The organism is Pseudomonas allii, assembly GCF_055380095.1.
This window is the reverse complement of sequence record NZ_AP039450.1, coordinates 5310407-5323120: the sequence shown is the minus strand read 5'-3', so window position 1 is coordinate 5323120 and position 12714 is coordinate 5310407. Positions and strand designations below refer to the sequence as shown.

At 61.3% G+C, this 12714-nt stretch carries 11 protein-coding genes; 5 read left to right on the top strand and 6 right to left on the bottom strand.

The genetic code is table 11. From position 1 onward, the window contains the following. The first annotated feature begins 9 nt into the window (after positions 1–9). Positions 10–255 (top strand): hypothetical protein, encoded by a 246-nt coding sequence (locus tag ACZ445_RS24370; RefSeq protein WP_058423298.1) that lies wholly within the window; start codon positions 10–12, stop codon positions 253–255. A 124-nt stretch (positions 256–379) separates the two neighbouring features. Here ACZ445_RS24370 and ACZ445_RS24365 read toward each other — a convergent pair whose 3' ends face one another. Then, positions 380–1012 carry a flavin reductase family protein gene (locus ACZ445_RS24365; RefSeq protein ID WP_179029225.1) on the bottom strand — a complete coding sequence of 211 codons (633 nt, stop codon included), beginning with the start codon at positions 1010–1012 and terminating at the stop codon, positions 380–382. 160 nt (positions 1013–1172) lie between these two features. On the opposite strand from ACZ445_RS24365, the gene ACZ445_RS24360 reads away from it, so the two are divergent. Next, positions 1173–1928: a COG4705 family protein gene (locus tag ACZ445_RS24360; RefSeq protein ID WP_058423296.1), complete on the top strand. Its 756-nt coding sequence runs from the start codon at positions 1173–1175 to the stop codon at positions 1926–1928. A gap of 53 nt (positions 1929–1981) precedes the next feature. On the opposite strand, the gene ACZ445_RS24355 is transcribed toward ACZ445_RS24360, so the two are convergent. From ACZ445_RS24355 to ACZ445_RS24340, 4 genes are all read right to left on the bottom strand, one after another. Continuing rightward, positions 1982–3301, bottom strand: a complete 1320-nt coding sequence (locus ACZ445_RS24355) for an MFS transporter (RefSeq protein ID WP_058423295.1) — start codon at positions 3299–3301, stop codon at positions 1982–1984. Between the two features lie 285 nt (positions 3302–3586). Continuing rightward, positions 3587–4912, bottom strand: a complete 1326-nt coding sequence (locus ACZ445_RS24350) for a sigma-54-dependent transcriptional regulator (RefSeq protein ID WP_058423294.1) — start codon at positions 4910–4912, stop codon at positions 3587–3589. Beyond that, complete coding sequence (locus ACZ445_RS24345) at positions 4906–6672, bottom strand: sensor histidine kinase (RefSeq protein ID WP_058423293.1); 1767 nt, start codon at positions 6670–6672, stop codon at positions 4906–4908. The genes ACZ445_RS24350 and ACZ445_RS24345 overlap by 7 nt, the downstream gene beginning before the upstream one ends. A gap of 343 nt (positions 6673–7015) precedes the next feature. Beyond that, positions 7016–8539 carry a fumarate hydratase gene (locus ACZ445_RS24340; RefSeq protein ID WP_027605509.1) on the bottom strand — a complete coding sequence of 508 codons (1524 nt, stop codon included), beginning with the start codon at positions 8537–8539 and terminating at the stop codon, positions 7016–7018. A gap of 216 nt (positions 8540–8755) precedes the next feature. Here ACZ445_RS24340 and ACZ445_RS24335 point away from each other — a divergent pair, with 216 nt between their 5' ends. Beyond that, positions 8756–9688 carry an iron-sulfur-binding ferredoxin reductase gene (locus tag ACZ445_RS24335; RefSeq protein WP_058423292.1) on the top strand — a complete coding sequence of 311 codons (933 nt, stop codon included), beginning with the start codon at positions 8756–8758 and terminating at the stop codon, positions 9686–9688. 30 nt (positions 9689–9718) lie between these two features. Further along, positions 9719–10468, top strand: a complete 750-nt coding sequence (locus ACZ445_RS24330) for an enoyl-CoA hydratase-related protein (protein ID WP_310863624.1) — start codon at positions 9719–9721, stop codon at positions 10466–10468. Between the two features lie 184 nt (positions 10469–10652). Here ACZ445_RS24330 and pyk read toward each other — a convergent pair whose 3' ends face one another. Then, complete coding sequence (gene pyk, locus ACZ445_RS24325) at positions 10653–12104, bottom strand: pyruvate kinase (RefSeq protein ID WP_058423290.1); 1452 nt, start codon at positions 12102–12104, stop codon at positions 10653–10655. Positions 12105–12277: 173 nt separating this feature from the next. On the opposite strand from pyk, the gene ACZ445_RS24320 reads away from it, so the two are divergent. Next, positions 12278–12652, top strand: a complete 375-nt coding sequence (locus tag ACZ445_RS24320; RefSeq protein WP_025854787.1) for a tol-pal system YbgF family protein — start codon at positions 12278–12280, stop codon at positions 12650–12652. Positions 12653–12714: the final 62 nt, after the last annotated feature.

The following is a 12714-nucleotide window of genomic DNA, read 5'->3' as shown; positions in this document are numbered from 1 at the left end:
ACCTGCAACATGGCACGTAAACAATTTGCCCACCACGAAGCCGTATCCGCCGTAGTACCGGGTGAAGGGGGCTACAGCGCCGCCGTCGCCGTCAAGGCACTCGATGGCATGGGCGCCCCGCAGTTTCACAAGATCCTTGACGGACAGACGTTCAAGACGGCCTCCGATGCTGACGATGCAGCCACTGTGCAGCTTGAACGGCTGATCGGTGTGGATGAAGAGGGTCAGCTGACCTGGGCGAGCGCCGCCAACTGAGCAACACCGACAGTCCAATGTGGGAGGGGGCTTGAACCCGATAGCAGTGTGTCAGTCAACAAAGATGTTGAATGTGCCATTGCCATCGGGGGCAAGCCCCCTCCCACGTTTTATTGTATTTCAGTCAAGGTTTGCCGGCGCCTGGGCGATACATCTTGAACAGGGCCTCTGGGCCCAACTGGAAGTAATCCGCCGGTCCGCCACCGCGCAAAATCGGCTCGGCGGCGGCGGTGTCGTAGATGCCATCCTTGAGCAGCCACTTGGCGATATGCACCGCGACTACCTCGCCAAGCACCAGCCAGCTCGGCACCAACTCTTTGTCGGCACGTTGCAGCTGGATGATCTGTGTCACCTTGCATTCGAACGACACCGGGCTCTCGCCCACCCGTGGTACGCCAACGATTTTCGAAGCCACCGGCGTCAGGCCGGACAATTCGAATTCATTCACGTCCGGTGATACCGGAGCACAACTCTGGTTCATCTGCTCGGCCAACGGGCGGGTGGCCAGGTTCCACACAAACTCGCCGGTCTGCTCGATGTTGTTCAGGCTGTCTTTGCGCCCGACGCTGGAGAATCCAATGATCGGCGGAATGTAGTTGAACGCATTGAAAAAACTGTAGGGCGCCAGATTCAGGCGACCTTCGTTGTCATGGGACGAGATCCAGCCGATCGGCCGTGGACCGACGATAGCATTGAACGGGTCATGGGGCAGGCCGTGGCCGTTGGCGGGTTCGTAGAAATGGATATCGTCGGGCATGGCCGGGGTTCCTGCAGTGGTCGTCGATGAAGTGGCCATACTATGGAATTTTCATTCGTCGCCCACCTATTTTTCACAGCTCCACCGTCAGTCTGCGCCCACTGTCGACAACCCAATAAGTCGGCCTATTGAGAGACTGAGCTTTGGAGCCTTCCCCCTTATGAACAAACTTCCTCAGATCACCCTGGCGTTCTGGGTCATGAAAATCTGCGCGACCACCCTGGGCGAAACCGCCGGGGATTTGCTGTCGATGACCCTTAATGTCGGGTATGCCATCAGTTCGATGATGCTGATCAGCGTGTTCCTGATCACCTTGGTGACGCAGCTGCGGTCGAGAACCTACAACCCGGTGCTGTACTGGATCGTGATTCTGTCCACCAGCACCGCAGGCACCACGATGTCGGACTTCATGGACCGCACCTTGGGGCTGGGTTATGCCGCGGGCTCCATGATCCTGGTCGCGATCCTGATGATCATCTTCGCGTTGTGGCACCTCAGCGGCGATTCGCTGAACGTGAACAAGGTGCAGACCTTCCGGGGTGAGTTGTTCTACTGGATGGCCATCCTGTTCTCCAACACCTTGGGCACCGCGTTGGGCGATTTCCTGGCAGATGACTCAGGGCTGGGTTTTGCCGGCGGCGCGTTGTTGATCGGCTCGGCGATTGCGGCGGTGGTGGCACTCAAATACTTCACCAGGATTTCTTCAGTGCTGTTGTTCTGGGTGGCGTTTGTACTGACCCGGCCGTTCGGCGCGACCTTGGGTGACTTCCTTACCAAGCCCCATGAAAAGGGCGGGTTGGATTTCGGCACCATCGGTTCGTCGGCAGTTTTGGCGGCGGTGTTGGTGGTGATGATTGCGGGGGCGTCGTACGCGCAGCGGCGGTACGGACGCAAGACGATCGCCGAGTTGTCCTGATTCAACCTGTGGGAGGGGCTTGCCCCCTCCCACAGGTTGACTGCAACTGACGTTTAGTCGGTGGTAATGCGCGAGTGTTTGCGGGTGTCCTTCATGGTCACGTAGACCACCAGCGACACCGCGATGCACGCGGTCACGTACCAGTAGTAACCGGTTTCCATGCCGATGCTCTTGAACCAAAGCGCGATGTATTCAGCGGTGCCGCCGAAGATCGACACTGTCAGCGCATACGGCAGGCCCACGCCCAGGGCGCGGATTTCGGTGGGGAACAGCTCGGCCTTCACCACGGCGTTGATCGAGGTATAGCCGCTGACGATGATCAGCGCCGCCATGATCAGGAAGAACGCACCCCACCAGGTCTGGATGGTGTGCAGGGTGGTGAGGATCGGCACGGTGAACAGGGTGCCGAGGATGCCGAAGGCGATCAGGATCGGCCGCCGGCCGATCTTATCCGACAGCCCGCCGACAATGGGTTGCAGGCACATGAACAGGAACAGCGTCGCCGCCGAGATGGTGGTGGAGTCGGAAATGCTCATGCCGACGGTGTTCACCAGGTACTTCTGCATGTAGGTGGTGTAGGTGTAGAACGCCAGCGTACCGCCCATGGTCAGGCCGACCACGGTCAGCAGTTCCTTGGGGTGGCGCATCAAGGTGCGCATCGCGCTTTCCTTGGCTTTTTCCTTCTTGGTGAACGACTCGGTTTCTTCCATTCCGCGACGCAGGTACAGCGCAACCACTGCGCACAGGGCACCGATGGCGAACGGGATACGCCAGCCCCAGGCATACAGTTGCTCGGTGGTCAGCAGTTGTTGCAACACGATCAGCACCGCCAGGGCGATGAGCTGGCCGGAGATCAGGGTCACGTACTGGAAGCTGGAGTAGAAGCCGCGACGTTCCTTGGTCGCCATCTCGCTGAGGTAAGTGGCGGAGGTGCCGTATTCGCCGCCGACCGACAGTCCCTGCAGCAAGCGGGCAAAGACCAGCAGGATCGGCGCACCGATACCAATGATTTCATAGCCCGGGCTCAGGGCAATCAGCAGCGAGCCGAAGCACATCAGGTAGACCGAGGCCATCAAGGCTTTTTTACGGCCGACCTTGTCGGCGTACAGGCCCATCAGCCAGCCACCGATCGGGCGCATCAAAAAGCCCACGGCGAAGATCGCGGCGGTGTTGAGCAACTGGGCGGTGGTGTCGCCTTTGGGGAAGAAGGTCTTGGCGAAGTACAGCGAGAAAGCGGCGTAGACGTACCAGTCGTACCACTCGACCATGTTGCCGACGGAACCACTGAAAATCGATTTGATGCGGCTGGAGGTAGTGCGCTCTTTCGTCGGCGCGGCCGCCGACCCCAGAGGCAGGGCGTTGGAGTTATCCATTGAAGGATCCTTCATCTAGTTGTTTTTATGGAGCGGCGCGTGCGCAGCCTGGCTCGAGCTATAGCAGGAGCTGTGCCAGGTGGATGAAGGCCCGGTCTAGAAGGGTTTGGTGGATTTTTTGAGCGGAAAGTCGCTGATGATTTTCAGGGTGTGAGCGGAAATCCGCTTATGGCTGCTGGCCTCATCGGGGGCAAGCACCCTCCCACATTTTGATTTGTGAACACGCTCAAGTGTGGGAGGGGGCTTGCCCCCGATAGCGGCCTGCCAGTCAACACAAGGATTCGCCTAGAGGAACATCTCCCGCACCAACCCATGCCGCTGCATCTTCTCATTGAAGGTACGCCGCGGCAGTTGCAGCTCGGCCAGTACTGCCTTGATATCGCCCTTGTGTCGAGTCAGCGCAGCTTTCAGGCAATGCGCTTCGAAGGCTTCCTGCTGCGCCGCCAGGGATTGTCCTGCCTCGATGCCTTCCGGTTCCGGGTCGCCAAGGCCCAGCACCTGGCGTTCGGCGACGTTCGCCAACTCGCGCACGTTGCCCGGCCAGTCATGGCTGAGCAAGCGTCCCAACTGCGCGCCGCTCAATGGCTCGACGCTGCGGCCCAGGCGTTCGGCGGCACTCTGTGCGAAGTGATCGAACAGCAACGGGATATCTTCGCGACGCTCACGCAGGGGCGGCAAGCGCAATTGCGCGACGTTCAATCGATACGCCAGGTCTTCGCGAAAGCGCCCGGCGCGGGCTTCTTCCAGCAGGTCCGGCTTGGTGGCGGCGATGATGCGCAGGTCCACGTGGATGCTCTGGTTGGAGCCCAGCCGTTCCAGCTTCTGCTCCTGCAGCACACGCAGCAGTTTTACCTGCTGGGCCAGCGGCATGCTTTCGATTTCATCGAGGAACAACGTGCCGCCGTGGGCGTATTCCAGTTTACCGATGCGCTTACCCTGGGCGCCGGTAAACGCGCCGCTTTCGTGACCAAACAGCTCGGCCTCGAATAACTGTTCCGGGATCGCCGCGCAATTGAGCGCTACAAAAGGCTTCTTTGACCGTGGGCCGAAATCATGCAGGCAACGCGCAACCATTTCCTTGCCGCTGCCGGTCTCGCCACGGATCAGTACGTTGACCGGCAGGCTCGCCAGGTCCAGCACCTGGCGGCGCAAGGTCTGCAAGCTTCGGGACACGCCCAGCAGTGTCGATTCCAACTGCGCCCGATGATCGGCCTGCTGATGCAGGCGACGGTTTTCCAGGATCAGCCCGCGCTTGTCCAAAGCACGGCGCAGGCTGTTGAGCAGGGCATCCGGGCTGAAGGGTTTTTCCAGAAAGTCGTAGGCGCCATCGCGCATGGCTTCGACCGCCATCGGTACATCGCCATGGCCGGTGAGCAGGATCACCGGCAAATCGGCATCCCGGCGCTGCACTTCGGCCAGCAGTTCCAGGCCGCTGAGACCCGGCATGCGCACGTCGCTGAGGATCACGCCGGGGAAATCCCTGGGCAGTTGCGCCAGGCATTCTTCGGCGCGACTGAATAGTTGCACCTCAAAGCCTGACAGGCTTAACCATTGCTCGATAGCCGTGCGAATGCTGGCTTCGTCATCGACCACAATCACCGCGTTCAACATAGGTCGGGCGTCTCCAGCGCGATGGGCAGGGTCAGGGTAAAGACTGCACCGTCGCCGCGGTTGCCGGCGATCAGGCGACCACCCAATTCGTGCACGATAGCGTAGGACACCGCCAGCCCCAAACCGAGGCCGTCACCCACCGGCTTGGTGGTAAAGAACGGGTCGAACACACTGTTCAGGTGCTCCTCGGCAATCCCGCCGCCGCTGTCGCTCACCGTCAATTGCCAGAGTTGCTGATCGGCGTGCAGGCGGATTTCCAGGCGTTTGCGCGGTTTGTCGGCCATGGCGTCGAGGGCGTTGCGCAGCAGGTTGATCAGCACCTGCTCCAGGCGGATGGCGTCGCCGCGCACCCAGGCGGGTCGGGTCAGGTCCAGCACCACACCGATGGCCTCTTCGCGCAGGCGTGCGTCGAGCAGGTGCAGGGACTGGTCGACCACGGTGGCCAGGTCCAGGCGTTCACGCAGGCCGCTCGGGCTTTTGCGCGCGAAGGTCTTGAGGTGGCCGGTGAGCGCGGCCATGCGCGTGAGCATATCGTCGAGCGGCGTGAGGGCTTTGTAGGCGTCGTCAACACGGCCGTGGTCCAGCAGCAGGCGCAAGGTCGCCAACTGCATGCGTTGAGCGGTAAGCGGTTGATTGATTTCATGGGCAAGGGCGGCGGACATCTGCCCCAGCGCCGCCAGCTTGGCCGATTGCACCAGGCCATCCTGCGCGGTGCGCAACGCCTGTGTGCGCTCTTCCACCAGTTGTTCAAGCTCTTCGCGGCTGCGTTGGCGCAAGCGTGCCAGGCGCCAGCGTTGGGTCAGGAACAGTACCAGGAATACCAACGCCAGCCAGGAACCGGCGGCCGCCAGGCCGGCGTTGCGTTGATCTTCAAAGGCGAACTGAGGCTTGCGCAGCAGGTGCAGGGTCCAGCCTTCGGCTTTCAGCGGCAAGGACTCCCAGATGTAATTCGCATTGCCGTCCGGGCCGTTGACGCGCATCAGGTGGCTGTTTTCGTCAAAGCGCTGCAGCGTCTGGGTCTCCAGCGCCTGCAGTTGTTTTTTGTCGTATTGGCGGGTGGCTTTCAGCTCGGCGAGGTCGTTGGCCGACAACGGACGCAGGTTGCGATAACGCCAGCCGGGCTGGTTGGCGATAAACACGATGCCCCGCGCATCGCTGACCAGCAGCAAGTCATTGCCCTGGGCCCATTCACGCTCAAGCTCGGGGAACTCCAGCTTGACCACCATGGCGCCGAGGAACTGCTCGTGTTCATCCAGCACCGCGCTGGAGAGGAAATACCCTGGGATGCCGGTCGTCACACCCACCGCATAAAAACGCCCGGTGCCCTGGCTCAAGGTCTGGCTGAAGTAAGGCCGGAACGCATAGTTATGCCCTACATAACTGCTCGGCAGGTTCCAGTTGCTGGCGGCCACCGCCAGGCCGGTGCGATCCATCAATTCCAGGGTGGAGGACTGCGCGGCGCCATTGATGCGTTCGAGCTTGCGGTTAAGCACGTCCTGGGTGGCGGCGTCCAGCGGGCCTTTCAACGCGCTGATCATTTCCGAGTCCAGCGCCAGCACGGCGGGTAACGCGCGGTAGCGTTCAATCAGGGTGTGCAACGAGTTGGCATAGAGTGCAAGTTGCTGATTGGCACGGGCGGCATCGTCCACCAGGGCCTGGCGTTCGGCGTGGCGAGTGGCCAGGGCTGCGGCCAGTAGTGCGCCGGCGATGATCAGCAGGGAGTAGAAGGTCAGGCGCAGGGGACGAGGGATCGCGATCATACGGTGATGGGCAGGCACGGTAAGGGGAGTGCACCATAGCATGCACGACGTTTATGTTGGGGAGCGGCCTTCCTGTCGCGATCGGTGCTGTTGTGGCGAGCGGGCTTGTCCCGCGTTGGGCTGCGCAGCAGCCCCAATAAGGCCACCGCAGTGTGTCAGGCATATCTCGGTGGCAGGTTTCAGGGCGGCTTCGCCACCCAACGCGGGACAAGCCCGCTCGCCACAACAAGCCCAGTGGTCACACAGAAAGCCCAGAGGTCACAACCGCCGCGTTTTCCACAGGCCATAAAAAAGGCGACTGGGCCATGGGCCGCAGTCGCCTTTATGTTTGGAGGGGAAGCGCTTACTGCACTTCTACCGCCAGGCTTTCACTGATCTTTTTCTGCCAGATGGCAGGACCGGTGATGTGCACGGATTCGCCCTTGCTGTCGACAGCAACGGTCACCGGCATGTCCTTCACGTCGAACTCGTAGATCGCTTCCATGCCCAGTTCGGCAAACGCGACTACGCGCGACTTCTTGATGGCTTGCGCCACCAGGTAAGCAGCGCCGCCGACGGCCATCAGGTACACGGCCTTGTGGTCCTTGATCGCTTCGATCGCAGTCGGGCCGCGTTCGGATTTGCCGATCATGCCCAGCAGGCCAGTTTGCTCAAGGATCTGACGGGTGAACTTGTCCATCCGCGTCGCAGTGGTCGGGCCTGCCGGGCCAACCACTTCTTCGCGCACCGGATCAACCGGGCCGACGTAGTAGATGAAGCGACCTTTCAGGTCCACCGGCAGGCTTTCGCCTTTGTTCAGCATCTCGACCATGCGTTTGTGCGCGGCGTCGCGGCCGGTGAGCATCTTGCCGTTGAGCAACACGGTCTCGCCCGGCTTCCAGCTCTGTACTTCTTCCGGGGTCAGGGTGTCGAGGTTGACGCGACGGGCCGACGGGCCGGCTTCCCAGACGATTTCCGGGTAGGCGTCCAACGGTGGCGCTTCCAGCGACGCCGGGCCAGAACCGTCGAGCACAAAGTGCGCGTGACGGGTGGCGGCGCAGTTGGGGATCATGCACACCGGCAGGGAGGCGGCGTGGGTCGGGTAGTCCATGATCTTCACATCGAGCACGGTGGTCAGGCCACCCAGGCCCTGGGCGCCGATGCCCAGTTGGTTGACCTTCTCGAACAGCTCCAGGCGCATTTCTTCGATACGGTTCTGCGGGCCGCGCTTTTTCAGCTCATGAATGTCGATGGATTCCATCAACACTTCCTTGGCCATCACTGCGGCTTTCTCGGCGGTGCCGCCGATGCCGATGCCCAGCATGCCCGGTGGGCACCAGCCGGCGCCCATGGTCGGAACGGTCTTGAGCACCCAGTCGACGATCGAGTCAGACGGGTTGAGCATGGCCATTTTCGACTTGTTCTCGGAACCGCCGCCCTTGGCCGCCACGTCCACTTCCACGGTGTTACCCGGGACGATGGAGTAGTGGATGACCGCCGGGGTGTTGTCCTTGGTGTTCTTACGTGCACCTGCCGGGTCGGCGAGGATGGATGCACGCAGGACGTTTTCCGGCAGGTTGTAGGCGCGACGCACGCCTTCGTTGATCATGTCGTCCAGGCCCATGGTGGCGCCGTCCCAACGCACGTCCATGCCCACGCGCACGAACACGGTGACGATACCGGTGTCCTGGCAGATCGGGCGATGGCCGGTGGCACACATGCGCGAGTTGATCAGGATCTGGGCAATGGAGTCACGGGCTGCTGGCGATTCTTCGCGCAGGTAGGCTTCGTGCATGGCCTGGATGAAATCAACGGGGTGGTAGTAGGAAATGAATTGCAGGGCGTCGGCAACGCTCTGAATCAGGTCGTCTTGCTTGATTACGGTCATGAGTCGCGCTCCTCTATAAGGGAACATTCAATAAAGGTGGGCCCAGTGTTGCATCGGTCGGCTGGGTCCACCTTTCCAAGGCACGCCAAAGTGGTGCAGGCGCGACGCTAAAAAGGCGCGGCAGTATAACCCGCCGCGGTGGCCGATACACCCGACTATGGTCAAACTGTCGCAGGCATGATTCCCTGTGCGCGCCCCTTGTGACTGAGTCCTTATATGCCTGAACTGTACGTCGGCGAACGCCATTGGTCGGTAACCACCGGCAGCAACCTGCTGGATGCCTTGAACCAGGCGGGTGTTGCCGTGCCTTACAGTTGCCGCGCCGGCAGTTGCCATGCCTGCCTGGTGCGTTGCCAGGGCGAAGTCGAAGACAAGCAGCCCGAAGCCTTGAGCCCGGCGCAGCGCCAGGACGGCTGGCGGTTGGCCTGCCAGTGTCAGGTCGTTGGCGACCTGCGCGTTGAAGCGTTTGACCCGACGCGTGATGGCTTGCCGGCCCAGGTGGTGGGTGTCGATTGGCTGAGCCCGAACGTGCTGCGCCTGCGCCTGCTACCGGAGCGAGGTTTGCGTTACCGGGCTGGGCAGCACCTGGTGTTGTGGGCCGGGCAGGTGGCGCGGCCGTATTCCCTGGCGAGCTTGCCCCAGGAAGATCCATTCCTGGAGTTTCATCTCGATTGTCGTCTGCCGGGTGAATTCAGCGATCTTGCCCGGCAGTTGCAGGTGGGTGATCGGCTGCGCCTGGGTGATTTGCGCGGCGGTGCGCTGCAATATGATCCGGACTGGCAAACAAGGCCGCTGTGGCTGCTGGCGTCCGGCACTGGGTTGGGGCCGTTGTGGGGCGTGTTGCGTGAGGCGCTGCGTCAGGATCACCAGGGCGCCATCCGCGTGATTCACCTGGCCCATGATGCCGAAGGCCATTATCTGGCCGAACCCTTGGCGCAGTTGGCTGTACAGCATCCAAACGTGTCAGTGGAACTGTGGACGGCGGCGCAGGTGACCCAGGCATTGGCGCAACTGCGGCTTGTTTCGCGGCAAACGCTGGCCTTACTCTGCGGACACCCGGCCAGCGTCGAGGTGTTTTCCAAGCGCCTGTTCCTGGCGGGGTTGCCGCGTAATCAACTGCTGGCCGATGTGTTTCTGCCTCGTGGTTGAGCGCTGATTTTTCCAGCCGCGAGAATCGCCATGACCGATGCCATCCAACAGGTGCGCGAGCGCGGGCTGCTGATCCTGCAGCTCAATCGCCCCGACAAGAAGAACGCTCTGACCCGCGCCATGTACACGCAATTGGCCGAGGCACTGGAGCACGCCGATGCGGACGCGGATATCTGTTGCGTGCTGATCCAGGGCAGCAATGAGTGCTTCACGGCCGGCAACGACATCAGCGACTTTCTCGAACAGCCGCCCAGCGACCTCGACAGCCCACCGTTTCACTTCATGAAAAGCCTGCTCAATTGCAGAAAGCCAGTGATTGCTGCGGTGGCGGGGGCTGCGGTGGGGATTGGCACAACCCTGCTGCTGCATTGTGACCTGGTGTATATCAGCCGCGATGCGCGGCTGCGCATGCCGTTCGTCAACCTGGGGCTGTGTCCGGAGTTCGGGTCCAGCCTGATTTTGCCGAGGTTGCTGGGGCACGCGAAAGCCGCCGAATTGCTGCTGCTGGGCGAGGGATTTAGCGGCGAACAGGCCGCGGCGTGGGGGCTTGCCACCGAAGCGCTGGGCAGCGGTGATGCGGCGTTGGCCAAGGCGCGTGAAGTGGCCGAGCGTTTTGAGACCCTGGCACCGGGGGCGGTGCAGGTCACCAAGCAGTTGATGAAGAGTGTGGATCGTGAGCAGTTGCGCCAGGTGATCGAGGAGGAGGGCGCTTTGTTCACCCAGCGGTTGAAGTCGCCGGAGGCGATTGCGGCGCTGTCAGCGTTTATCACCCGGCGATGAACGTGTGGTGGTTGATCGGGCTTCATCGGGGGCAAGCCCCCTCCCACTTTTGATCGGCGGCGCGGTCAAACGGTGGGAGGGGGCTTGCCCCCGATGAGGTCCTTTGGCATCACACAACCGCTTCCCTGAAATGCAAAAAGCCCCGCCATTTTCATGGCGGGGCTTTTGTTTTTCAGCGTGTCACTCAGACCTGCGGGTCGCCCACGTGCAGGATCTTCATGCCATTGGTGCCACCGGTGGTGTGGTAGCTGTCGCCCTTGGTCAGGATGACCCAGTCGCCTTGCTCCACGACGCCGCGTTTGACCAACTCGTCGATCGCCTTCTGGCTGACTTCGTTCGGTGCCAGCGAAGCCGGATCGAACGGAATGGTGTACACGCCACGGAACAGCGCTGCGCGGGCCTGGGCTTCGCGGTGCGGGGTGAACGCGTAGATCGGCACGGAGGAACGGATGCGCGACATGATCAACGGCGTGTAGCCACTTTCGGTCAAGGCGATGATCGCTTTAACGCCCGGGAAGTGGTTGGCGGTGTACATGGCGGCCAGGGCGATGCTCTGGTCGCAGCTTTCGAACACCTTGCCGATACGGTGGCTGGAGGTCTTGCTGGTCGGGTGCTTTTCGGCGCCGACGCAGATACGCGCCATGGCCTGCACGGCTTCCAGTGGGTACGGGCCTGCGGCGCTTTCAGCCGAGAGCATCACGGCGTCGGTGTAGTCGAGCACGGCGTTGGCCACGTCGGACACTTCGGCGCGGGTCGGCATCGGGTTCTGGATCATCGACTCCATCATCTGGGTCGCCACGATCACCGCTTTGTTGTGGCGGCGTGCGTGCAGGATGATCTTTTTCTGGATACCGATCAGCTCGGCGTCACCGATTTCCACGCCCAGGTCGCCACGGGCAACCATCACCGCATCGGAAGCCTTGATCAGGCCGTCGAGGGTTTCGTCGTCGGCCACGGCTTCGGCGCGTTCGATCTTCGCTACCAGCCAGGCGGTACCGCCGGCTTCGTCGCGCAGTTTGCGAGCGTATTCCATGTCGGCGGCGTCGCGTGGGAAGGACACGGCGAGGTAGTCCACTTCCATTTCGGCGGCGAGCTTGATGTCAGCCTTGTCTTTTTCAGTCAGGGCCGGTGCCGTCAAGCCACCGCCACGACGGTTGATGCCTTTGTGGTCGGACAGCGGGCCGCCGATGGTTACGGTGCAGATCAGCTCGGTGCCGGTGGCGGTATCGACGCGCATGACCACGCGGCCATCGTCCAGCAGCAGTTCGTCACCGACGCCGCAGTCCTTGACCAGGTCCGGGTAGTCGATACCCACGACTTGTTGGTTGCCTTCGGTCAGCGGGTGGCTGGTGGAGAAGGTGAAGGTGTCACCGATCTTCAACTCGATCCGCTTGTTGGCGAATTTGGCGATACGGATTTTCGGGCCTTGCAGGTCACCCAGCAGTGCCACGAAGCGGCCGTGCTTGGCAGCCAGGTCACGCACCAGCTTGGCGCGAGCCTTGTGCTCGTCCGGGGTGCCGTGGGAGAAGTTCAGACGGGCAACGTCCAAACCAGCCAGAATCAGCTGTTCGAGGACTTCCGGCGAGTTACTGGCCGGGCCAAGGGTGGCGACGATTTTGGTACGACGGACGGACATGCACAGACTCCTGAGTTCAAGCGCTGAGGAAGGCTACTATGCTCTTTCGTTGTAGTCATTGTTCGTTTGCACTACTTATCGATGATTGACTTGTTTTCGCTGCGGCTGAATACGAACATCCTTGAAGATTTTTGGCGAGGGGTCGATACACTGCACAAGACAGGAGAACCTTCATGCGAATTTTGCTCATTGCTGCCCTGGCCGTCAGTGTTGTCGGCTGCACCCGTTGGTCGATGGATCACCATTTGAACAATGCCTATCGTGCCTACAAGGTCGGTGATTGCGAACGCGTCACCCTGGAATTGTCCCAGGTCGACCGTGAAAGCCGCACGCGCCGCTATGTGCAGCCGGAGGTCTCGATGTTGCGCGGGCAGTGCCTGGAACGGCAAAAACTGTTCGTCGATGCGGTGCAGACCTATCAATTCATTATCAATCAGTACCCGTCGAGTGAGTACGCCTATCGCGCGCGCGCAAGGCTCGACACCCTGCAACAATTGGGGCATTACCCCGGTGCAAGTGTCGCTCAGCCGCGTCCAGCGTCTTTGTGATGATAATCGCCATTTCATAACTGGCCTGTTGCCAGTCTTGGGCTATCCTTTGAATGTTCGTT